We start from the raw sequence: 22,471 nt of genomic DNA, 5'->3' as shown, positions 1-22,471 counted from the left end.
GAGAATCATCGTGGGACAGCTAGACAACAAGACAGCGCTCATCACCGGCGGCACGTCGGGCATCGGCCTGGCCACTGCTCACCGTTTCATCGACGAGGGCGCACACGTCTTCATCACCGGCCGACGCCAGGCCGAGCTGGACAGCGCCGTCGCAGCGCTGGGTGAGAGGGCGACCGGCATCCGCGGCGACGTCGCCGAGCTCGACGACCTCGACCAGGTGTTCGCGGCCGTCACGGCGTACGGGCAAGGACTGGACGTGCTGTTCGTCAATGCGGGCGGTGGCGTGTTCGCCACGCTGGAGGAGCTGACGCCCGGGGGCTTCGACGACACCTTCGGCGTCAACGTGCGCGGCACGGTCTTCACGGTCCAGAAGGCGCTCGCAGTGCTCAACGACGGCGCATCCGTCGTGGTCACCGGCTCGACCGCCGCGAGCAAGGGCAACCCGGCCTTCGGCGTGTATGCAGCATCGAAGGCAGCGTTGCGCTCGTTCACCCGGACCTGGGCAGCGGAGCTGGCCGGCCGCAGCATCAGGGTCAACGCGATCGCGCCCGGACCCACCGCGACCCCCGGCCTCAGCGGTCTGGCGCCGGACCCGTCCCAGGCCCAGGGCCTGCTCGACATGCTCGCCGGGAACGTTCCTCTGGGGCGCCTCGGTCACCCCGACGAGATCGCCAACGCCGTCCTGTTCCTGGCCTCGGACCAGGCCAGCTTCATCACCGGCACCGAGCTCTTCGCAGACGGTGGCGAAGTCCAGCTCTGAGCGCGAAGGCACCAGCGCACCTGGGCGGCTGCCGCCGGCAGCAACCGGCAGCCGCCCCGGTGGGCGGCGAGAAGCGGCTCCTGTCGACGAGAGCCGCGATCAAGGAGCGTGCTGAGGCAAGGTGATCCGGAAGGTGCTGCCTCGGCCGAGCTCGCTCTCGAGCGCCACCACACCGTCGTGGGCGGCCACGATGGAGCTGACGATGTTGAGCCCGAGCCCGGTGCCGGGGATGTGCTTGTCGAGGGCCTCCCCGCCGCGGAAGAAGCGGCCGAAGACGTGCTCGATCTCGTCCTGGGCGATGCCCATCCCGGTGTCGATGACTTCGAGCTCGATCACCCCGTCGCCCTGCCGGAGGACCACGGTCACCGAGCCGCCCGTGCCGCCGTACTTGATGGCGTTGGACAGCAGGTTGTCCAGCACCTGACGGATGCGCTGCTCGTCGACGAGGGCCGAGATGCGATGAGGTGCGTCGACCTTGATGGCTATCCCGTCCTTCTCCGCGAAGGGGCGCGTCGCCTCGACGGCCTCGTTCACCAGCCCGACCAGCTCCACGGGAGCGCGCTGCAACCGCAGTCCGTCCTCGCCGACCTGCGCCACGTGGAGCAGGTCGGACAGCAGCTCCCGCAACCGCAGGGCGTTGCGCTGGACTACCTGCAGCTGCGAGGTGACGTCGGGAGGTAGCTCCGCGTGCTCGCACAGCATCTCGAGATAGCCGAGGACCGACGTGAGCGGGGTGCGCAGCTCGTGGGACACCGACGACACGAACTTGTCCTGGATGTGCACAGCGCGCATCAGGTCGGTGATCTCCTGATAGGCCAGCGCGGCGCCAAGCCTCGCGCCGTCGGGACCACGCACCTGGCGAGCCGAGGTGGAGAAGGCGGCGCGGGTATGGGGATCCTCGCCCACCCAGTAGGTGTACTCGTCGAACTCCTCACCCTGGGCTGCTCGGTAGGACGGCATGTCCTCCTTGGCCATCAAGGTCTTGCCGTCCTGGAAATAGACGTGCCCGAGCTGTCCCGCCTCGCCGCCGTGCCCGTCGGGGAACGGCAGGTGCATGGTCTCCCGGTGACGGCGATTCATCCTCTCGTAGCGGCCGTCGCTGCCGATGAGCAGCAGTCCCACGCTCACCGCCTCGAAGATCGCCTCCAGTGTCTGGTGCTCGTGCTCGACCTCGGCCCTGGCCGCCTCGAGCCGCTGCTCGTTCTTGTGCTGCTCGGTCACGTCGAGGACCTGGGAGATGAAGTGGAGGGGGCTGCAGTCCTGCGCCCTCACGAGAGCCACTGAGAGATCGCCCCAGACGACGCGGCCGTCCGCATGCAGGTACCGCTTGCGCAACCGATAGGAGTCGATCTCGCCGGCCAAGGCCTGATTGAACAGCTCCAGGTCGGCGTCGAGATCCTCGGCGTGCGTGAGCTCCTGGAAACCCCTCTGGGACAGGCTGACGGCGTCGTACCCGAGCATGTCGCACAGCGCCCGGTTGACCATCAGCAGAGCACCGTCGAGGCCGACCAGGGCCATCCCGATCGGTGAGTGCTGCAAGGTCAGGCGCCACAGATCGTCGGCGTCCGATGCCTCGGTCATTCGGCACCTCCTAAGCGCCGCCAACGCGAGCAACTTCTCGCCGCGTGAACAAAAACAACCTAGCCAAGGTAGTGGACGTCGCGTCGCCGTTTGTCCGCTTCGTGACTCACAATTCATCGATCGCCCCGGCACGTGCGCGCGAGCCGCGACGGGGCGTCCCTAGGACAGGGCATCCGAGCCTCACGTGGCGTGCCCGCGCCTCACCATCTCGGCGATCCAGACGGGCGCGAACGGGGACGTGCAGTTGGGAGGAGTCGGGTAGTCCTCCAGCACCCTCAGGCGCTCCCCTATGTCGATGGCGCGGGCGCGGTGCTCGGCGTGGTCGATCCCGATCCGGGCCAGGCAGCTGTTCATCGCCCACTGCAGGCGATCCGGGGCGTCCTTCATCTGCGCCTCGATGATGTCGAGCAGTCCGGCCAGATCGATGCCCTCGGGGTTCTTCGCCACACGGTCGGTGGTCAGCGCCCAGCCTGCGCTCGCGACCACGGGGTCCGGGTCCGTGAACCAGGCCAGGCGCAGCTCCTCGGTGTGCGGGCTCTTCTTCGCCACGTAGCTCACGAGCCAGTCGTGCACCTTGGGAACGCGCGCCTGGCGCAGCATGGAGTCGAGCTCGTCACGCTCGAACGACTTCGGGCGGCAGACCAGGATCGCCAGCAGCCGCGCTGCGGTGTCGTCGGTGTCCCAGAGCTGCCGCGCGAGCTCCTGCTGGGTCTTGAGCCGCTTGGCGAGCTTGCGCAGCTTGCCAAGGTTCACGCCATGGTCGTCACCGTGCTTCTCGTTCACCGAGCGGGCCCTCGGGTCGTCGAGCTCGGCCAGCTCGGCCATCACTGTCGCCAGGCTCAGCCCAGCCACCGTCGTCTCGGCCACCTCAGCCTCCTGTACGCCACGGGAGGGATCAGCCTACGACGCGGACTCGCCCCTCCGGCGTACTCAACGGCTCGGCTCGCCTCCTCCGACCCGCCGCCCGGTGAGCTGCAGGTGCAACTGCCCAGCGAGGCTGATGAACGCCAGCAGGACGGTCGCGGCCGAGTACCAGACGACCGCGGACACGATGCCCAGGGACTCGGTGAGCTGGCCGACGACGATGATAGGGATCCCCAGCGCCAGGTAGGACACGACATAGATGCCGGACACGACGCCGGCGCGCTGATTGGCCCCTGCAAGCGGGAGCACGAGCCGCAAGGCGGCCGTGAAGGAGGCGCCGAACCCGAGACCCGCGACGGCCTGTCCCAGGAACATGACCGCCAGGCTGCCGGCGAGCACCCCGCCGATGATGCCGAGCGCGCCGACGATGGAGGCGTAGATGCCGATGGTCATGGCGCGCCGCGGGTCGACGCGGGCGAACGCCAGCCCGACGACCGCGGACGTTGCGGGCGCGATGAAGCCGGCGGTGCCGTTGAGCAGGCCACTGTCGTGATGGAAGACGCTGGCGATCATGCTCGGGGCCAAGCCTCCGGAGAGCCCTGCGAGCATCCAGATCGCTGCGATGACCGGCGCGGCGGCGGCGAACTCCGCGCGGGCGGCGAGGGGGAGGGAGATCCGGGGGACCAGCGAGCGGACCGCGCCCGGGGCACGAGAGACGGTCTCGGGGGACAGGCCGACGACGACGGTGCCCAGGATCGTGACGATCGTGAGGACCGTGAAGATGACGGCGTTGGCCGTCTCCGTCACCTGGATGGCGAACCCCGCGACCAGGGAGCCGGCGCCGAGCCCGAGGGTCACGCCGACGCTCCCGAGGATCGCCCCCAGTCGCTTCCGGGCGGGCGGTGCCAGCTCGACGAGCGCCGCGGTGAACGCCGTCGTCGCCGCGCCCTGGGCCACGCCCTGCACGATGCGCCCCGCGATGACCCATTCGATGCCGGGCGCGACGAGGAACATCACGTTCGATGCGATCTGCACGAGCAGGGCACCGATGAGCACCGGGCGTCGACCCACATGATCCGACAGCCCGCCGAGCGTGAGGAGCGCGGCCAGGAAGCCCACTGCGTAGACAGCGAACGCGAGGGTCAGCTGCGTGGCCGGAAAGCCCCACTCCTCGCGATAGACCACGAGGAGTGGGGTCAGGGCTCCCGTCGCGAGGTAGATGCTCGTGAACGTGATCGCGGCACTCGCGAAGGCCACACCACCAGGGACCGTCGGGCGAGGCCGGGTGGCCGTGGACGAATGGGTCGTTGTCATGAGAGAGCTCCTAGGAAAGGACCCGGTCCGGGGTCGGTGGGTGGCGCGGGTGCCTGGTGCGTCGTCAGGCGCTGGGCGTGTAGTGGCCCGGAACCATGCGTGTGGAGACGCCGAACCGGTTGAAGGCGTTGATGGCCGTGATGGCGGCGATCAGGTGCGCCAGCTCGGTCTCGTCGAACTCGCCGGCCGCCCTCGCGTACACCTCATCGGGCACGAACCCGTCCGTGAGGACGGTGATCGCCTCCGTCAGCTCGATCGCCGCGATCTCCTGCGAGGTGTAGAAGTGCCTCGACTCCGTCCACGCGCTGAGCTGGAGGATGCGCTGCGCCGATTCGCCTGCGGCCAGCGCGTCCAGGCTGTGCATGTCCAGGCAGAAGGCGCACCGGTTGATCTGTGATGCGCGGATCTTCACGAGGTCGAGAATCCTGGGCTCGACACCCTGCTTGGCGGCCGCGTCCAGGCGGACCAGGGCCTTGAAGACGTCGGGGGCGAGCTTCATCCAGTCGAGGCGCGGGGCGTGCTCGGGAAGGCGGGGTTGGGTTTCGTGGGCTGCGTGTGTCGTCATACCGGCAACCCTAGGGTTCAATTGGCCGTGACGTAGAGTCCATTGACATGGCGTATTCGCAGACCAATCTCGTGGCTGACCTGCCGTCCGGGGCGGGGGTGGACCTTCATCTGGACCTGAACCGACGTGGCATCCGGGCCAGCCTCACGAACGCCCTGCGCGACGCCGTACGGACCGGCCGTCTCGTGCCGGGAACGCGGCTTCCTGCATCGCGTTCGCTGGCGTCCGACCTGGGTGTCTCCCGCAGCACCGTCACCGAGTCCTATGCCGAGCTGGTGGCCGAGGGCTGGCTGGTCGCCCAGCAGGGGTCGGGGACCCGGGTGGCCAGGCGTGCTGAGCCGCACAGCCGGCAGACTCGTACGAGCCGGGGGACCCCCAACCGGCGGCTGCCCACCCACGCCCTGATGCCCGGCTCCACCGAGTTCGGGGAGTTCCCCCGCGCTCAGTGGCTCGCTGCTGCTCGCCGCGCACTGTCCGTAGCGCCGCGGAGCGCCTTCGGGTACGGCGACGTGCTCGGGCGGGTCGAGCTGCGAACCGCGCTGGCGGACTACCTGGCGCGGGCCCGCGGGGTTCACGCAGACCCCGATCGAGTCGTGATCTGCTCGGGCTTCCATCACGGCCTGAAGCTGATGACGGAGGTGCTGACGGCGCGCGGGGTGCGGGCTGTGGCGGTCGAGTCATACGGGCTCCACATCTACCGTGACCTGCTGGCCGAGGCCGGCCTCCAGGTGCCGCCGCTGCACGTCGACGGTCACGGCGCGCGCACCGACGAGCTCTCGGCACTGTCCGGAGTCGGCGCGGCGCTCTTGACGCCTGCGCACCAGTTCCCCACGGGGGTGGCCCTCAGCCCCGAGCGCCGCGCTGCGGCGGTCGACTGGGCGCGCACCACGGACGGGCTGATCCTGGAGGACGACTACGACGGCGAGTTCAGGTACGACCGGCAGCCGGTGGGTGCCGTGCAGGGTCTCGACCCGGAGCGGGTCGTCTACTTCGGCACGGCGAGCAAGTCACTGGCGCCGGGGCTGCGGCTCGCCTGGATGGTGCTGCCCGAAGATCTGGTGTCCGAGGTCGCGGCGGCGAAGGGGGACGTCGAGTCGGCGAGTGCGCTGGAGCAGCTGACTCTCGCGGAGTTCATCACCTCCGGAGCCTTCGACCGCCATGTTCGCTCCATGCGCCAGCGCTACCGGCGTCGGCGCGACCAGCTGGTCGCGGAGCTGGCGGAGAGGGCGCCCCACGTGCACGTGACGGGCATGGCCGCGGGACTGCAGGCCGTCGTGGAACTGCCGCCCGGCACCGAGCGCTCCGTTCTGCAGGCGGCCGGCCAGCGCGGTCTGCTTGTCAGCGGGATGGCGGAGTTCCGGTCGCCTCTGACAGACCCCGACCGACCGGCGCCATCCCAGGACGCACTCGTGGTCAACTACGCGGCCCCCTCCGACAGTGCCTGGGCGAACGCGCTGGACGCACTGTGCAGCGTGATGCCGGGCACCTGACCCCGGCCTTGTCGTGCGCCAGGCGCGCGGACCGGTCTCAGACGCTGACGTCGAAGAGGCGCAGCTGAAGGGCGAGCATGGAGTAGTAGCCGACCAGCGTGGACAGCTCGAAGAGCTGCCTCTCGCCGAGGACCGACGCGACCGCGTCGTACTCATCCTCGGTGTAGCGACCGCCGGCCAGCAGCTGTCCGACGGCAGCCAGGGCCGCGCGCTCGACGGCATCGTCCAGCTCGTCGGCGCGCCCTTCACGAACCGCGTCGATCTCGCGGTCGAGCCCGAGCGCACGGGCGACGGCGCTGTGCGCGTGCCACTCGAACTCGCAGTCCCAGTGAGCCGCGACCCGCAGGATGCTCACTTCGCGCACCCTGGCCGAAAGGGAGGACTCGTAGCGGATCGTCGCTCCCAGGGCCTGTACTGCCTGACCGAGGCCCGGGCTCAGGAGGAAGGCGTTGAAGGGACCGTTGAGGACCCCGCGGTCGTCGAGGAGTGCGAAGTGCTGAGGGCCGGCGGCTCGCGGCCCGTGCGCGATGGCGTCGTACAGGCGGCGCTGCTCGTCCTCGAGTGAGTCGGGCGCTCCAATGCTCAAACGGGTCAACGTCTTCCCTTCCCTGGTCGGGGTGCGCGTGCGGTGGCCCCGTCTCGGCCGTCTGGCGTTCGAGGAGGCCGCTCAACCATAGGTCGGCATGACGCTGCTGACGTCGGCGACGAGCCCGGCGGCCACACATCTCAGCCGGCGGGTGGTCCGTGGACAAGGCACCCGGCAGGACCGATATGGTTAGCCTGACCTAACTACGTGAGCCGATAGGAACCTGCTGTGAAGCGCTGCGCCGCCCTCGTCTCGATGGTGCTGATGGCCTCGGCGGCCGTCTCGGGCTGCTCCGGCGACGGAGACGACGGTCCCTCGATCGTCGTCTACAACGCCCAGCACGAGCAGCTGCTCGACGAGATCGCTCCGCTGTTCGAGAAGGAGACGGGCATCCAGGTCGAGCTGCGCAACGGCTCTGACTCCGAGCTCGCCGCCCAGCTCATCCAGGAGGGCGACGCATCGCCCGCAGACGTGTTCCTCACCGAGAACTCGCCGGCCATGTCGGCCGTGGAGAGGGCCGGTCTCTTCACCAAGCTCGACGACGCGACGACCGCGCCGATCCCCGAGCAGTACCGCCCGACCAGCGGTCTGTGGACCGGCTTCGTCGCCCGCTCGACCGTGCTCTTCTACAACCCCGACCTGGTCGCCCAGGCTGACCTGCCCGCGTCGATCCTCGACCTGGCCGACCCGCGCTACGACGGCCTCATCTCCTTCTCGCCGACCGGTGCGGACTTCCAGGCGATCGTCGCCGCCGTGCTCGAGCTCAAGGGGGAGGACGCCACGCGTGACTGGCTGGCCGGGCTGGCCGCCAACGGGACGGTCTACGACGGGAACAACGTGGTGCTCGAGTCGGTCAACGCGGGGGAGTCCGCGATGGGGATCGCCTACCACTACTACTGGTACCGCGACCAGGCCGAGTCGGGCGAGGTCAGCGACAACACGGAGCTGCACTTCTTCGGCAAGCAGGACCCGGGGGCCTTCCTCAGCGTCTCGGGCGCCGGGGTCCTCGCCTCGAGCGACAACGCCGACGAGGCGCAGCAGTTCGTGAAGTTCCTCACCGGTGAGGAGGGTCAGCAGGCGCTGGCCGACAGCTACGCGCTGGAGTACCCGCTCAACCCGGCCGTCCAGCTCGCGCCGCCGGTCAAGCCGCTCTCCGAGTTGCAGCCGCCTGTCGTCAACGTCTCCGACCTCGACGGCGACACCGTCGTCGACCTGATGACCGAAGCGGGCTTCCTCTGAGCCTGGTCGAGCCCCCGGTCGCCGACACCTCTCTCGCGACACGACCGGGCGGGCTCCGCTCCGACACCTCGGCACCATGGTCGCTGGTCCTCGCCTGCCTCGTCGTTGCGGCGTTGAGCCTGATGCCGTTGGGCTTCGTCATCGTCTCCTCGGCACAGCTGCCCCCGGGTGACGCCGTCGACTTCCTCGTGCGGCCGCGCGTCGGTGAGCTGCTCTGGAACACCGCGCGACTGCTCGTGGGAGGTGTTCTGCTCAGCGCCGCGATCGGCACCGGCGCCGCCTGGCTCGTCGTACGCACCGACCTGCCGCACCCCGGGGTCTGGCACGGCCTCCTGTGTGCGCCGCTGGCCGTCCCGGCGTTCGTCAACGGCTACGGCTGGGTCTCGACCACGCACGCCGTGCAGAGCTACGCCGGCGCGGTGCTCGTCGTGAGCCTCTCGTACTACCCGTTGGTGTACCTGCCGGCCGTGGCGGCCCTGCGCCGGCTCGACTCCAGCGTCGAGGACGTCGCCGCGGCGCTCGGTCACCGGCCGATGTCTGCGTTCTTCCGCGTCGTCCTGCCGGCCATCAGCCCGGCAGTGCTCGGCGGGTCACTGCTCGTCGGGCTGCACCTGCTGGGGGAGTACGGCGCGCTGCAGCTGCTCAACTACCCGACCCTGACGACGGCGATCCTGGCGCAGTACGCCTCCACCTTCAACGGGCCGGCGGCCACGCTCCTGGCGCTGGTGCTGGTGCTCTTCTGCCTGGTGCTGCTGGTCCTCGAGCTCCTCCTGCGCGGCCGGCGCCGCCATGCACGGGTCGGCGCCGGAGTCTCGCGGAGCCCCATCCAGCACCGCCTCGGCGCCGTCCGGTTGCCGTCGGTGCTGGGGCTGTGCGTGCTCGCCGTCCTGGCGTTGGGCATCCCGCTCGTGAGCCTGGTGCGGTGGATGGTGCGCGGCAACTCGACGACGTTCCCCGCGGGCGACCTGTGGGCGTCGGCCTCCTCGACGGTCGGCCTGGCCGTCGCGGGCGGGCTGCTGGCCACCGCCGCCGCCGTGCCCGTGGCCTGGCTCGCGGTCCGGCACCGTCGTCCTCTCGGCACGCTGGTCGAGCGCAGCATCTACCCCGCCAACGCCCTTCCCGGGATCGTCGTGGCCCTGGCACTGGTGACGATCTCGATCCGCCTGGTGCCCGCGCTCTACCAGACCCTGCCGCTGCTGGTCGTCGGCTACGCGATCCTCTTCCTGCCACGCGCTGTCGTCAGCGTGCGCTCGACCTTCGAGCTGGCCCCGCCGGTGCTCGAGGACGTCGCCCGCTCGCTGGGCTGCTCGGGGCGCGCGGTCGCCCGCCGGGTGACGCTGCCGTTGCTGCTGCCGGGGCTCACCTCGGGGATGGCGCTGGTCTCCCTCGCGATCAGCACGGAGCTGACGGCCACGCTGCTGCTCGCCCCCACGGGCGTCTCCACCCTGGCCACCGACTTCTGGCAGCGCGCCGCCTCGGTCGCCTACGGTGCGGCAGCGCCGTACGCCGTGCTGATGATCCTGCTGTCCGTGCCGGCCACCGTCCTGCTCGCCCGCGCCGCGACCCGGGAGGCGCGATGAGCGACCTGCACATCACCGGACTGACGAAGTCGTTCGGCGGCACGCAGGTGCTGCAGGGCCTGGACCTCGTCGTGCCGACCGGCATCACGTCGGTGCTCGGCTCCTCGGGCTGCGGCAAGACCACGCTGCTGCGGATCATCGCCGGCTTCGTCGACCCCGACGGCGGGTCGGTCTCGCTCGGCGGCCGTGACCTGGTGGGCGGGGGCCGGACGATGGTGCGAGCCCACGAGCGCCACATCGGCTACGTCCCCCAGGAGGGGGCGCTCTTCCCGCACCTCGACGTCCGCGCCAACATCGCCTTCGGCCTGCCCAGGCGCGAGCGCAGGGGCGCCAAGATCGGCGAGATGCTCGAGCTTGTGGAGCTGCCGCAGAGCGTGGTGGGGCGGTTCCCGCACGAGCTCTCCGGCGGTCAGCAGCAGCGCGTCGCGCTGGCCCGCGCCCTGGCCTCCGATCCGGCCGTCGTCCTGCTCGACGAGCCGTTCTCCTCGCTCGACGCGTCGCTGCGCGAGGACACCGGCCGCGCGGTGGCCCGGGCGCTGCGGATCCGCAAGGCGACGGCCCTGCTCGTGACGCACGACCAGGGCGAGGCGCTGTCGCTCTCCGACCAGGTCGCCGTGATGGCGGCCGGCCGCTTCCTGCAGGTCGCCTCGCCCGCTGAGCTGTACGTCTCACCGTCGACCCCGGGGGTCGCGGCGTTCGTCGGCAACTCTGCGCTGGTCTCGGCCCAGGCCGTCGGCGCGACGGCCAGCTGCAGCCTCGGCGAGGTCGAGCTGCGCACGCCCTCGACGGGACCGGTGCTGCTCGCGATCCGTCCGGAGCAGGTGCAGGTCCACCTCCTCGAGGGCGGCTCCGCGGATGTGTACGGCGAGATCGTCGAGGTGAGCTTCTTCGGTCACGACGCCACCGTGCGCACGCGCGTGGGCGACACCGACGCGGTCGTGACCGCGCGGGTCTGGGCCGACGGCGTGCCGCCGGTGGGCAGCCGCGTCTCCATCACGGTGTCCGGCCAGGTGATCGCGTTCCCGGTCGGGGAGGCGACATGACCGAGCAGCTGCTCCCCACGGCGGGCTCGCCGCTGCTCGAGGGCCGCGACACGGCGACGGCGCTGGTCAGCGCCGCGGGGTCGGTGACCTACGGCGAGCTGCGCCGACGCGTCGAGGCGCGCCGGCAGGTCCTCGGCGACGTACGGCGGCTGGTGCTGCTCGAGGCCGGCAACGCCGAGGAGACCGTCGTCACCTACCTGGCCGCGCTGGCGGGCCGGCACCCCGTCCTCCTCGTGGGGCCCGGCGACGTCCGGCGCCACCACGACCTGGTCGAGCGCTACCGCCCCGACGTCGTCCAGGACGCCACCGGGCTTCACGAGGTGCGGACCGGCACGGCGCACGAGCTGCATCCCGAGCTGGCGCTGCTGCTCAGCACCTCCGGGTCCACCGGGTCGCCGCGCCTGGTGCGCCTGTCGCTGGCGAGCATCGAGGCCAACGCCCGGGCCATCGCGGCGTACCTCCAGCTGACTGAGCACGACCGGGCTGCCACCACGCTGCCGCTGCACTACTGCTACGGGTTGTCCGTGCTCAACTCCCACCTCGCCGTGGGCGCAGGCGTCGTCCTGACCGACCTGTCGGTGGCCGACGAGTGCTTCTGGGATCTCGCGGTCCGGCACGGGATCACCGGTCTCGCCGGGGTTCCCTACTCGTTCGAGCTGCTCGAGGCCAGCGGATTCGAGCGGCGCTCCGTGCCGAGCCTGCGCTACCTCACCCAGGCCGGCGGCCGGATGGATCCCGAACGGGTGCGGGCGTGGGCCGGGCTGGCCGGCGGCCGGGGCGTCGACCTGTTCGTGATGTACGGCCAGACCGAGGCCACGGCCCGGATGGCCTATCTGCCTCCCGACCTGGTCGCGACCCGCCCCGAGGCGATCGGCGTGCCCGTGCCCGGTGGTTCGCTGCGGATCGAGCCGGGACCGGGGCTCGAGGACGGGGTCGGCGAGCTGGTCTACACAGGGCCCAACGTGATGCTCGGCTACGCCGAGGAGCCCGCAGACCTCGGCCTCGGGCGCACGGTCGACGAGCTGCGCACCGGCGACCTCGGTCGCCGAGGACCCGATGGCCTGTTCGAGGTCGTCGGGAGGATCGCCCGTCGCGCCAAGGTCTTCGGTCTGCGCGTCGATCTGGACCTGGTCGAGAGCCGGCTGGCCGAGAGCGGGGTCACCGCCCGGGTGGTCGCCGACGACGCCCGCGTGGTGGCCTTCGTCGACCGGCCTCGGTCGACGAGCCGGGTGCGGGCGCTGCTCGCCGAGGCCACCAGCCTCCCCCCGGGTGCGCTCGGCGTCGAGAAGGTCGACGCCCTCCCCCTGACGTCCAGGGGCAAGCCCGACTACGCGGCCCTCGTCGCGCAGCTGGAGCGGGCGGAGCGCCTGGTCGAGCCGCAGCACCCGACGGAGGTCACGCCCGAGTCGGTCCGCGACCTCTATGCCCTGCTGCTGCGCCGGCCGGACGCCACGGTTGACGACAGCTTCGTCACCCTGGGTGGTGACTCCCTGTCGTACGTCGAGGCCACGGTGCGTCTGAGCTCGGCCCTCGGGAACCTGCCCGACGGCTGGGCCCAGCTCACGCCGACCCGGCTGGCCGCGGCCGCACGTGGGAGGCGTCGCTTCGTCGTCCGGATCGACGCGTCGGTCGTGCTTCGCGCCCTGGCGATCGTGATGGTGCTCGTCACCCACGCCGACATCGCGATGGTGGCGGGCGGCGCGCACGTGCTGCTGGCCGTCGCCGGCTTCAATCTCGCCCGCTTCCAGCTGGCACTGCCCGACCGGGCCGGCCGCATCCGTGGACTCCTCCGCGGTGTGGGCCACGTGGCGGTCCCCGCCATCTGCTGGATCGGAGCCGTCGCGGCGTTCACGAGTGCCTACGACACCCCCACCGTCTTCCTGCTCAACGGCTTCCTCGGCCGCGACACGTGGGACGACAACTGGCAGTTCTGGTTCATCGAGGCGGTCGCGCTCGGCTACCTCGCCCTGGCGGCGCTGCTCGCGCTGGTGCCGGCCTTCGATCGGTGGCAGCGACGTGCGCCCTTCACCGCCGCCCTGGGTGTCCTGGGCGTGACCCTGGTCGCCCGCTACGCCACGGTGGGCATCCACGCCGGCCCCACCGAGCGCTACTCCGCCACCGTGGTGCTGTGGTGCGTGGCTCTCGGATGGGCCGCGGCCGCGGCCAAGGGGCGCTGGCAGCGCCTCCTGGTCGCGGTGATCGCCGTCGCGGCGACCGCCGGCTTCTTCGCCGACGGCCAGCGCGAGGCGATCGTCGTGGTCGGGGTCGTGGTGCTCCTGGCGAACAGGTCGGTGCCGCTCCTGCGACCGGTGGCGAGCGGCATCGGCATCGTCTCGGCGGCATCGCTGTGGATCTATCTCACGCAGTGGCAGGTCTACCCGCGCCTCGAGGATGCCGGCCACCCCTACGCCGCGGTGCTGATGTCGATCCTGGTCGGCGTCGGCGCCCATGCCTGCCACCGGTCGGTCACCTCGTGGACGCTCCGACTCCTCCGTCGGCTGCGTCGAAGAGGACAGGTCGCTACGGCTACTCCGGCCAGGCCGAGCTCTCGATGACCTCGACGAAGTCCGTACGCCGGAAGCCGGGCACGAAGTGCTCGAGGACGTCGGCGTTGACGGTGCCGAACGTGGAGTCCGGCCGGTGTGCGAAGCCGTCCGTGAACGCCTGCAGGATCTGACGCTTGAAGTCCGGGCGGGGGTGCGCCTCGGTCACGGCCTTGATCTCGTCGGCCACGTTGTGGAGGTTCAGGCCGAGGACGTCGGTCTCGACGCCCGCGGTCGTCGCCGCGATCTCGGGCGCCATCTGGTAGGGCACCTCGGGTGTCGTGTGCAGTGCGATCGCGGTCCACACCGTCTGCGCGTCAGCCTCCGAGTAGCCGTGATCGAGCAGGAACGCGCGCGCCTGGCCGGCGCCGTCGAGCTCGAAGCGCTGCTCCTCGCTCCGGTAGGGAGGGACGAGTCCGGTGTCGTGGAAGAGCGCGGCCACGTAGAGCAGCTCCGGGTCGGGGCTGATCCCGAGCTTGCGGGCCTGCAGGCTCCCGAAGAGGAACACGCGGCGTGAGTGGTTGTAGATGAGAGGCGTGGTCGTCTCCCTGATCAGCTCCGTGGCATCCCTGACCACCGACGTGTCGGGGATCTGGACTCCTGCAATGGTCTCGGTCACTGGTGGCTCCTGGATCGTGGGTGCTTGTCCTGTGCTCCCAAGTCTCCGCTCCCGAGCTTCGAGGCGCGCCGCTGGGAAGGTCGTGAAACCCACGGAAACGGTCATCCGAGCCAGTCAGCCGGCCGAGCCGGTCGTCCTGAAGCGGCGCTGATACCTGAGAGGAGAGATCCCCAGCCGGCTGACGAAGGCGCGGCGCAGCGTCTCCGACGTCCCGAAGCCGGACAGCTCCGCCGCCTGCGTGACGCTGTGGCCTGCGTCGAGGTGTGCCTTCGCGAGGTCGAAGCGCACCAGTCCGAGGTACTTCGCGGGCGTCGTGCCGAGCTCCTCATGGAACAGGCGGGTGAGATGCCGTGGGCTCACCCGGGCCATCTCGGCCAACGTCGTCGTGGTGTACGGGAAGGTCGGATCCGCCTTCACCTGGTCGACGAGGCGTCGCAGGATCGGGGTCCGCGGGCCAGGCCCCTGCAGGGTCGCCGAGAACTGCGACTGCCCTCCGGCCCTCTGCATGTAGACCACCAGGGACCGCGCCACCTCCCGGGTCACGTCCTGCCCGCGGTCCTCCTCCAGAAGCGCGAGGGCCAGGTCGATCCCCGCGCTGACACCGGCGGAGCTGTACGTCGTGTGGTCCTTCACGAAGATCGCGTCGGGCTCGACCACGGTCGACTCGTGCCTGCGGGCCAGCTCCGCGGTGTGCTTCCAGTGCGTCGTGGCCCGCTTTCCGTCGAGGAGCCCGGCCGCGCCGAGGACGAAGGCGCCGGTGCAGATCGAGGCGGTCCGCACGGAGTGCTCTGAGAGGTGCACGGCCGCGGCCCGCAGCTCATCCGGCACCGGCGTCGCGGGGAACACCTCGCCCCCGGCGACCAGCACCGTGCCGTAGCGGGCACTCGAGAACGCGGAGCCCTCGACGGGCAGACGCACGCCGATCGAGGTCTTCACGTCCTCGCCGTCGACCGAGAGCATCGAGATCCGGTAGTCGGCGCCGTAGAGGTTCGCCTCGGCGAAGACCTCTGCGGGCCCGACGACGTCGAGCAGCTTGGTGCCGTCGAAGACCAGAACGCCTATGTCGTGCGGCTCAGTTGCAGTCACGGTGTCCCTCTCGGCATCCCACGGTAGAGGACACGGGCACGGTAGCGCTCCCGCTCGTTCCAGGATGCGCTAGGCGCCATCGAAGCCGTTGAGCAGCAGGAAGAAGAGCACGACCCCGGCCAGCGCCATGATCACGCCGACCACCGCACCCATCGTGGCGCCGCGTCGTCTGGTCGCGCCGTCACCGGCCAGCCCCGGCAGCAGGTAGCCCACCAGTGCGCCGACGAGCGCCATCGCGACGAGCTGGGCCGGCACGATGAGGTTCTCCGAGCCCTGGCCGTCGAGGACGGACGCAGCGGCGGGCAGGCTGAGGATGCCGGCGACCAGGAGCAGGGCCAGCGCGACGACGCGCTGCACCGTCGTACCTACGCGTGACTCGGCCATGCCGCCTCCTGACGATGCAGTCTCCACCCGAGGGTGCAGGAGCGCCACCACATTCGGAAACCCGCCACGCGGACCGCACCACGAACCTAGGCTGGGGCCAGCCCCCCAGCCAGAGATCCCAAGGATGTCCATGACCTCGCGCCTGCGCGCACTCGCCCTGCTCATCACCGGACTGCTCGCCATGGCCACCTTGGTGGCGGTCCAGTCTCCTGCCCAGGCGGCGTTCGGTCGGCTCCACCTGCCGACGGCGACGCCCATGGCGGGAGTGCCCTTCTCCATCACCGGGCAGCTCGAGAGCAAGGTGAAGCGGCCCGTCAGGCTGCAGCAGCAGCGGGGCAGCAGATGGGTGACCATCGCGAGGACCACGGCGCGCCGGAACCAGTCGTTCACGTTCCGTGGCGTGGTCCTGAGGAGCGACGCCAACCTGCGCGCGGTCGCCCGGCGGTTCAAGGCGAAGGTCAAGCTGCCCAAGATCGTCACCAAGGCCGTGGCCGTGCCGGTGCTGGTGCAGAGGGGCAGGATCGCCGCGCTGCCGCCCGTGGCCCAGCAGGGTACGACGCCCTCGGCGCCCGCCGAGGGACCCATCGTCTCGGCCGGGTTCACGCCCGCCCGGCCCGGCCGCACGGTGCAGCTCCAGCAGCAGAGGGGCGGCGGGTGGGAGACAGTGCGGACCGCACCCCAGGACCGCTCCGGCTACGCGGTCTTCGAGGCCAGCGCGGGCAAGACCTACCGAGCGGTCACGGTCGCGGCCGGCGGGGCTCCGGCGTACACGACGGACCAGGTCACCGCACGCGAGTGGAAGCCCGCCTTCGAGGACACGTTCTCCGGCCCGACCCTGAACCCGGCGCTCTGGCAGGACCAGACCGAGAGCTACAGCTACGACACCGGGATCCGCACCTGCGCCCGGCAGGACCCCTCGGTGCGCGCGATGACGGGGGAGACCCTCGAGCTCGGCATCGGCTACGACACCACCCGTGCGGGCCAGAACTGCCACTACACGTCGGCGTACGGCGAGGGCGACTCGCCGTACCTGCTGAACACCCAGGTGGCGACGCAGAAGTCGTTCACCTACCGCTACGGCTACGTCGCGGCGAGAATCCGCTTCGCCGCACCCCAGGGCGCGCACTCCTGCTTCTGGATCCTGCCCGAGGGCGGCAAGGTCCCCGGTGACCCGGCGCGGGGTGCGGAGGTCGACGTCGCGGAGTTCTTCGGCGAGGGCGGACCTCGTGACGCGGTCGGCGGGTTCATCCACACCCTCGACAGCGCGGGCAACAACGAGAAGCTGGGCGACCTCTTCAAGCCCACGTCGCTGATGAAGCCGACCGGCGACAGCTGGTCGACGAGCTACCACGTCTTCTCCCTCGAGTGGACCCCTCAGGAGTACGTCTTCCGGGTCGACGGCCGTGAGTTCTGGCGGACCAGCCAGCGGATCAGCCAGGCCGACGAGTACCTGGTGCTCAGCATGCTGACGTCCAACTACGAGCTGCGCTACCTCACGCCCGAGACGCTCGCTGCGAAGACGAGCGTCGACTGGGTCCGGGTCTGGAAGTCCTGACCGAGTCCTGACCACCTCGGGCCGGCCCGAGGCGCCTCAAGCCGTCGGCAGTCAGTCCTCGCGGCGCAGGATCACCCCGCGGGCGCGCAGCAGCCGGGCTAGCTCGAACCCGTCGGGCGCGCAGACAGCCCCCTCGGGGAGGACGCCCGCGCTGAGCACGTCGCCGTCCTTCGGGGCGGAGGTGCCGTGCGTGGCCAGCTGCTCGGTGCCGCTCAGCTGGCGGATCGCCACGCCGAGGACCCGCTCCGGGTGCGCGGCCGCCGCCTCGGCGTACAGGGACGGGTCGTGCTGGCCGTCGTCGCCGACCAGCAGCCAGCTGACGTGTGGGAGCTCGTCGATCAGCCGGCGCAGCTGCTCGCGCTTGTGCTCCCGCCCGGACCTGAACCAGCCCGTAGGGGTGGGGCCCCAGTCGGTGAGCAGCAGCGGCCCCTGTGGGTAGCCGTGCCGCCGCAGGAACCCACCCAGGGCGGGGGCGGTGTTCCACGCACCCGTGGAGAGGTAGACGACGAAGACGTCGGGGACGGCGTCGACGATCTCGCGGTAGAGGTCGGCCATGCCCGGCACCGGCTGTCTCGCAGACTCTCTGACGAGGAAGGCGTTCCGCAGGGCGACCAGGGGCCGGGGCAGCATCGTCACCATGACCGTGTCGTCGATGTCGCTCACGACGCCCACGGCCGTCTCGGCCCCCACGGTCCGCACCTGCACCTCGACCGGGCTGATGCTCGAGGTCGCCAGGCGCGCGGTGTGCCAGCCGGGGGGCAGGTCCGACTCCAGGCGGGCGTCGACGTAGCCGCCGTCGTCACTGACGACGACATGCGTGCGCTCGCCCAGCTCGACCGTCACGGATACGCCGGGTGCCGCGGTTCCGAGGAAGCGTCGCCACCCTCGACCGTCCCGGACCTCGGCTGGTGTCGAGCCGGGTGACCTCAGCACAACCCGGGCCAGGACGCGGGTCCAGCCGTCCGCCCCGTAGCCGGTCACGGGTACGACGGTGGGCACCCAACCGCGCCGCCGGAGCCTGCCGGTGACCGCGGCCTGGAGCCGGCGCTCGACGCGGGCCGAGACGTGCAGCCGCGGCGTTCCCTGGTCCGGTGTCATCCGCGCAGTCTTGCGCACGCGTCCGCCGGCCTCAGCGGGCCGAGACCAGGAAGCTGAGCCGCACGTCGCGCTCACCGTTGTCGGCGTTCAGGTCGACCAGGCAGATGCTCTGCCAGCGACCGAGCGCGAGCTGCCCGTCGAGCACCGGCACGGTCGCGTACGGCGCGACGAGCGCCGGCATCACGTGCGAGCGGCCGTGGCCCCGGCTGCCGTGCTGGTGCCGCCAGCGGTCGTCGGCCGGGAGGAGGTCGGAGAGCGCGGCCAGCAGGTCGTCGTCGCTGCCGGCGCCGGTCTCCAGGATGGCGATGCCGGCCGTGGCGTGCGGCACGAAGACGTGCAGCAGCCCGGACCCGCGGCTCGAGGCGAAGGCGGCACAGTCGTCGGTGAGGTCGAGGACGCTGTCGGCGTCGCCGGTGCGGCAGTGCCGGATCTCGGTGTCCATGACGGCGATCGTGCCAGCCCGGCGGCTAGGACCGGCGGCGCAGCGGCCGGGTCGCCGGACCCTCCAGCACCTCGCCGTCCGCGGTGAACCGGGAGCCGTGGAGCGGGCAGTCCCAGCTCTCCTCCGCGTCGTTCCACCTCAGCACGCCGCCCAGGTGGGTGCACACGCCGACCACCGTGCACGGCGGGTCCGTGGCCGGCGCGTCCGCGCCGGGGAGCCGGTTGCGCACGGCGCGAGCCAGGCCGCCGATCTGCGCGACCCCCACGCCGGCGTTGGTCTTCAGGATCTCCGCCACGCCCGCCGGCCCGGTGACCCGCCGGCCCAGGGTGGTGGCCCAGGACGGCTTCTGCCCCAGCATCTGGGCCGAGATGGTGCGGGCCGCCGCGACGGCATTCGTCATTCCCCACTTCTCGTAGCCGGTGGCGACGTAGATGCGCCCGCCACCGCGGGGGAGCGCGCCCATGTAGGGGATGCCGTCGTGGCTCTGGTAGTCCTGCGCGGACCAGTGGTGCGTCTCCACCGCGCCGGGGAAGTGGGTCTGCGTCCAGTCGCGGAGGGTGTCGTAGTGAGCGATCGCGGAGCGCATCCGCCCGACGACGTGCCCGCTTCCTCCGACGAGCAGGAGCGGCCCGCCCTCGGCCGGCACGTCACGCACCGAGCGGCTGTCGGAGCCGGCGGAGAGATACATCCCCTCCGGCGGCTCGACTCCGCGGAACGCCAGGGCGTAGGAGCGCTGGGGCTCCAGCTTGGCGAAGTAGAGCCCACGGTCGAGGATCGGGGTCCCGGTGGCGATCACCACGTTCTCGGTGCGCAGCGTCTCGCCTCCGGCCAGGCTGACGGTCGGCATCCCGCGACGAGAGACGCTTCGCACGCGGTGACCCTGGTGGAGCGTGCCGCCGTGGACCCTGAGCTGCTCCGCCAGTGCGGCCAGCACGTGCATCGGGTCGAACTGGGCCTGCTCGGCCAGCACCGTGCCGCCGACGTTCGGGAAGGGCACGTCGAGCCGGTCGTGCCACTGCACCGGCAGCCCGAGCGAGCTGGCTACGCGGTGCTCCTCCTCGACGTCCGGGCGCTCGTCCTGGGTCGCGGCGTACGTCGCGGCCGGGCGGCGCTGCACCGCGACGCCGTGGTCGTCGCAGAAGCGCAGCAGCCAGGCCATGCCCTCACGGTTGGCATCGACGTACGCCGTCGCGACGCGCTGCGACTGGTGGCTCCTGATCCGGGACAGGTGGGTGCCCTGGAGGAGCGAGAGCTTCGCCGTCGTGTTGCCGGTGGTCACGGCACCGACGTGGCGGGCCTCGACGACCGCGACCTGCTGACCGGCACGGGCGAGCAGGAGCGCCGTGGCGAGCCCGGTCAGGCCCGCCCCGACGACCACCACGTCGAGCAGGTCGTCCTCGTCAGGCAGCGCGTCGTCGGGGATCGGGGCGGCACGGTCGAGCCAGAGAGAGGTCACGACGGGTCGGGTACCCACCGCGGGCAGACCTCATGCGCGAGCGGCATGGCCCGGCCCACGGCGGGTACTGGGCCAAGCGAACCCGTCACCAACGCGAGGAGACCCCATGCGACTCGGCTACTTCCTGTCCTGCGAGGAGTACACCCCGGCGCAGCTGGTCGAGCAGGCCGTGCTGGCCGAGCAGGCCGGCTTCGAGTGCCTGTGGATCAGCGACCACTTCCACCCGTGGAACGACGAGCAGGGCCAGAGTCCGTTCGTCTGGTCGGTGATCGGCGCACTCTCGCAGGCCACGACGCTGCCGGTCACCACCGCCGTCACCTGCCCGACGGTGCGCATCAACCCGGTCGTGATCGCCCAGGCGGCGGCCACCAGCGCCGTGATGCTGGAGGGCCGGTTCACCCTCGGCGTGGGCAGCGGGGAGGCGCTCAACGAGCACGTGCTCGGCGACGCGTGGCCCAGCGTCGACGTACGCCTGGAGATGCTCGAGGAGGCGATTGGCCTGATGCGCGAGCTGTGGCAGGGCGACTTCGTGAACCACCGCGGCCGCCACTACACCGCCGACACCGCGCGCATCTACACGCTGCCCGACGAGCCCCCACCGGTCTTCGTATCCGGCTTCGGCCCGAAGGCCACCGACCTGGCGGCCCGCATCGGCGACGGCTACATCACCACCTCACCCGACCGAGACCTGCTCGACCGGTTCCGCAAGGAGTCGGGCGGGAAGCCCACCCAGGGCGGGGTCAAGGTCGCGTGGGCGCCCACCGAGGACGAGGGCGCCGAGCTCGCGCACCGCATCTGGGGCAACAGCGGACTGCCGGGCGAGCTGGCCCAGGTCCTGCCCTCGCCCAGGCACTTCGAGCAGGCGGCGGCGCTGGTGACCCGGGACCAGGTGCGCGGCTCGGTGTCGTGCGGCTCCGAGGTCGACCGGCACGTCGACGCCCTGGGGGAGTACGTCGACGCCGGCTTCGACGACCTCTACGTCGCCAACATGGGACCCCACTACGCCCAGATGATCGAGGCGTTCGGCGCGGAGGTGCTGCCCGCGCTGCGCGAGCGGGCCGGTGCCTGACCGCGGTGCGCGGCCCCGTTTGCGCCATGACGAAGCGGGTACCGAGAGGCTCGGCTGTCACAGAGGACGGACATGAGCGACCACAGGCTGCACGCCCACCCGCCGGCCCGGAGCGACGGGTCATGAGGGTCCTGGTCACCGGCGCCTCCGGCAACATCGGCAGCGCCGTGGTGCGCGAGCTGTCGGCCGCGGAGCACGAGGTGCTCGCTGTCGCGCGCCGCCGCCCGGTCGTGCCCCGCACGACCGCCCACTCGACGGTGGAGTGGCGGTGTGTCGACGTGTCGCGCGACGACCTCGACGACCTGGTCGCCGGCGTGGACGCCGTCGTGCACCTCGCGTGGAAGATGCAGCCGACCCATCGCCCGGAGGAGACGTGGGCGACCAACGCCGTCGGCACCCGGCGCCTCCTCGACGCGATGGCGCGCAGCGGGACGCCCGCGCTGGTCTGCGTCTCGTCGGTCGCCGCCTACTCGCCCGTGACGCACGACGACCCGGTCGACGAGACCTGGCAGACCGACGGGGCGTCGTCGGCGGCGTACTGCCGGGAGAAGGCCTACGTCGAGCGGATCCTCGACGCCTACGAGGCGGCCTCGCCCGGCCCGCGCACGGTGCGCATCCGACCGGCCTTCGTCTTCCAGCGGTCCGCGGCGAGCGAGCAGCGGCGCATCTTCGGTGGCCCGCTCGCGCGCCCGGCGATGTTCGAGCGGCGGCGCATCCCGGTCCTGCCCGTCCCCAGCGGGCTGCGGTTCCAGGCGGTGCACGCGGGGGACGTCGCCCGCGCGGTGTGCGTGGCCGTGACCCGACCGGTGTCCGGCGCGTACAACCTGGCCGGCGGTGGCATCCTCGACCGTCCGGCGCTGGGTGAGCTTGTGGGCGCCCGGACGTTCCCGGTGCCGCCGCGAGTGGTGCGGCACGCCATCGACGCGGCCTGGACGCTGCGGGCGGCTCCGGTGCCGGGCGACCTCTTCAGCGGGCTGATGGGCCTGCCGATCATGTCCACCGAACGTGCTCGCGCGGACCTGGGCTGGACCCCCCAGCACACGGGTCCCCAGGCGCTGGCCGCCCTGTTCGAGGGGGCTGCCGCCCGGGCCGGCAGCGGCCTGCCGCCGCTGCAGCCCTGACGGGATTCTCCGGGGACCGGGTCCCCGGAGATCGCACGTCCCCTGTTCGTGCGATCCCCGAAGCCGGCGGCTCGTG

The 22,471-nt window shown here is 71.4% G+C and carries 20 protein-coding genes; 9 read left to right on the top strand and 11 right to left on the bottom strand.

Going from position 1 to position 22,471, the window contains the following annotated elements; genetic code table 11:
• Positions 1-10 precede the first annotated feature (10 nt).
• The gene (locus ACP7BP_RS11185; RefSeq protein ID WP_426244673.1) at positions 11-760 is read left to right on the top strand and encodes an SDR family oxidoreductase; all 750 of its coding nucleotides are present in this window, start codon (positions 11-13) and stop codon (positions 758-760) included.
• 99 nt (positions 761-859) lie between these two features.
• Here ACP7BP_RS11185 and ACP7BP_RS11180 read toward each other — a convergent pair whose 3' ends face one another.
• The 4 genes from ACP7BP_RS11180 to ACP7BP_RS11165 form a co-directional block, all read right to left on the bottom strand.
• A complete protein-coding gene (locus ACP7BP_RS11180; protein ID WP_426244672.1) occupies positions 860-2,341 on the bottom strand; it encodes an ATP-binding protein in 1,482 nt (493 codons plus the stop codon).
• Positions 2,342-2,521: 180 nt separating this feature from the next.
• A complete protein-coding gene (locus tag ACP7BP_RS11175; protein ID WP_426244671.1) occupies positions 2,522-3,208 on the bottom strand; it encodes a DNA alkylation repair protein in 687 nt (228 codons plus the stop codon).
• Positions 3,209-3,271: 63 nt separating this feature from the next.
• On the bottom strand, positions 3,272-4,519 hold the full coding sequence (locus ACP7BP_RS11170) for an MFS transporter (RefSeq protein ID WP_426244670.1): 1,248 nt from the start codon (positions 4,517-4,519) through the stop codon (positions 3,272-3,274).
• A gap of 64 nt (positions 4,520-4,583) precedes the next feature.
• Positions 4,584-5,084 carry a carboxymuconolactone decarboxylase family protein gene (locus ACP7BP_RS11165; protein WP_426244669.1) on the bottom strand — a complete coding sequence of 167 codons (501 nt, stop codon included), beginning with the start codon at positions 5,082-5,084 and terminating at the stop codon, positions 4,584-4,586.
• Positions 5,085-5,131: 47 nt separating this feature from the next.
• On the opposite strand from ACP7BP_RS11165, the gene ACP7BP_RS11160 reads away from it, so the two are divergent.
• Entirely contained in the window at positions 5,132-6,574 is a 1,443-nt protein-coding gene (locus ACP7BP_RS11160; RefSeq protein WP_426244668.1) for a PLP-dependent aminotransferase family protein, read from the top strand.
• 37 nt (positions 6,575-6,611) lie between these two features.
• Here ACP7BP_RS11160 and ACP7BP_RS11155 read toward each other — a convergent pair whose 3' ends face one another.
• Entirely contained in the window at positions 6,612-7,160 is a 549-nt protein-coding gene (locus tag ACP7BP_RS11155) for a carboxymuconolactone decarboxylase family protein (protein WP_426244667.1), read from the bottom strand.
• A gap of 228 nt (positions 7,161-7,388) precedes the next feature.
• Here ACP7BP_RS11155 and ACP7BP_RS11150 point away from each other — a divergent pair, with 228 nt between their 5' ends.
• The 4 genes from ACP7BP_RS11150 to ACP7BP_RS11135 all read left to right on the top strand — a co-directional run bounded on the left by ACP7BP_RS11150 (position 7,389) and on the right by ACP7BP_RS11135 (position 13,577).
• Entirely contained in the window at positions 7,389-8,399 is a 1,011-nt protein-coding gene (locus ACP7BP_RS11150; RefSeq protein ID WP_426244666.1) for an iron ABC transporter substrate-binding protein, read from the top strand.
• Positions 8,400-8,521: 122 nt separating this feature from the next.
• On the top strand, positions 8,522-9,979 hold the full coding sequence (locus tag ACP7BP_RS11145) for an ABC transporter permease (protein WP_426244793.1): 1,458 nt from the start codon (positions 8,522-8,524) through the stop codon (positions 9,977-9,979).
• Positions 9,976-11,022 (top strand): ABC transporter ATP-binding protein, encoded by a 1,047-nt coding sequence (locus tag ACP7BP_RS11140; protein WP_426244665.1) that lies wholly within the window; start codon positions 9,976-9,978, stop codon positions 11,020-11,022. Before ACP7BP_RS11145 ends, ACP7BP_RS11140 begins: the two co-directional genes overlap by 4 nt.
• A complete protein-coding gene (locus ACP7BP_RS11135; RefSeq protein ID WP_426244664.1) occupies positions 11,019-13,577 on the top strand; it encodes an AMP-binding protein in 2,559 nt (852 codons plus the stop codon). The genes ACP7BP_RS11140 and ACP7BP_RS11135 overlap by 4 nt, the downstream gene beginning before the upstream one ends.
• On the opposite strand, the gene ACP7BP_RS11130 is transcribed toward ACP7BP_RS11135, so the two are convergent.
• The 3 genes from ACP7BP_RS11130 to ACP7BP_RS11120 form a co-directional block, all read right to left on the bottom strand.
• Complete coding sequence (locus ACP7BP_RS11130) at positions 13,549-14,184, bottom strand: HD domain-containing protein (RefSeq protein ID WP_426244663.1); 636 nt, start codon at positions 14,182-14,184, stop codon at positions 13,549-13,551. The two genes, ACP7BP_RS11135 and ACP7BP_RS11130, sit on opposite strands and share 29 nt — an antisense overlap.
• A gap of 114 nt (positions 14,185-14,298) precedes the next feature.
• The gene (locus ACP7BP_RS11125; RefSeq protein ID WP_426244662.1) at positions 14,299-15,270 is read right to left on the bottom strand and encodes a GlxA family transcriptional regulator; all 972 of its coding nucleotides are present in this window, start codon (positions 15,268-15,270) and stop codon (positions 14,299-14,301) included.
• A 69-nt stretch (positions 15,271-15,339) separates the two neighbouring features.
• Positions 15,340-15,654: a hypothetical protein gene (locus tag ACP7BP_RS11120; protein ID WP_426244661.1), complete on the bottom strand. Its 315-nt coding sequence runs from the start codon at positions 15,652-15,654 to the stop codon at positions 15,340-15,342.
• 130 nt (positions 15,655-15,784) lie between these two features.
• On the opposite strand from ACP7BP_RS11120, the gene ACP7BP_RS11115 reads away from it, so the two are divergent.
• On the top strand, positions 15,785-17,209 hold the full coding sequence (locus tag ACP7BP_RS11115) for a glycoside hydrolase family 16 protein (protein ID WP_426244660.1): 1,425 nt from the start codon (positions 15,785-15,787) through the stop codon (positions 17,207-17,209).
• Positions 17,210-17,260: 51 nt separating this feature from the next.
• On the opposite strand, the gene ACP7BP_RS11110 is transcribed toward ACP7BP_RS11115, so the two are convergent.
• From ACP7BP_RS11110 to ACP7BP_RS11100, 3 genes are read right to left on the bottom strand one after another with little or no spacing between them, the layout of a single operon-like run.
• Positions 17,261-18,307 carry an App1 family protein gene (locus ACP7BP_RS11110; protein WP_426244659.1) on the bottom strand — a complete coding sequence of 349 codons (1,047 nt, stop codon included), beginning with the start codon at positions 18,305-18,307 and terminating at the stop codon, positions 17,261-17,263.
• A 31-nt stretch (positions 18,308-18,338) separates the two neighbouring features.
• Positions 18,339-18,749 carry a YjbQ family protein gene (locus ACP7BP_RS11105; RefSeq protein ID WP_426244658.1) on the bottom strand — a complete coding sequence of 137 codons (411 nt, stop codon included), beginning with the start codon at positions 18,747-18,749 and terminating at the stop codon, positions 18,339-18,341.
• Positions 18,750-18,774: 25 nt separating this feature from the next.
• On the bottom strand, positions 18,775-20,205 hold the full coding sequence (locus ACP7BP_RS11100) for an FAD-dependent oxidoreductase (RefSeq protein ID WP_426244657.1): 1,431 nt from the start codon (positions 20,203-20,205) through the stop codon (positions 18,775-18,777).
• Positions 20,206-20,311: 106 nt separating this feature from the next.
• Between ACP7BP_RS11100 and ACP7BP_RS11095 the strand changes: the two genes are divergently transcribed.
• Both ACP7BP_RS11095 and ACP7BP_RS11090 read left to right on the top strand, forming a co-directional pair.
• Positions 20,312-21,274: a TIGR03557 family F420-dependent LLM class oxidoreductase gene (locus ACP7BP_RS11095; RefSeq protein WP_426244656.1), complete on the top strand. Its 963-nt coding sequence runs from the start codon at positions 20,312-20,314 to the stop codon at positions 21,272-21,274.
• Between the two features lie 122 nt (positions 21,275-21,396).
• Positions 21,397-22,395, top strand: coding sequence for an NAD-dependent epimerase/dehydratase family protein (locus tag ACP7BP_RS11090; protein WP_426244655.1), 999 nt, complete (start codon positions 21,397-21,399; stop codon positions 22,393-22,395).
• Positions 22,396-22,471 lie beyond the last annotated feature (76 nt).

The organism is Nocardioides sp. LHG3406-4 (assembly GCF_049897745.1).
Classification (GTDB): domain Bacteria; phylum Actinomycetota; class Actinomycetes; order Propionibacteriales; family Nocardioidaceae; genus Nocardioides.
Note: the sequence above shows the minus strand (reverse complement) of the source record. Positions and strands in the feature narration are given on the sequence as shown.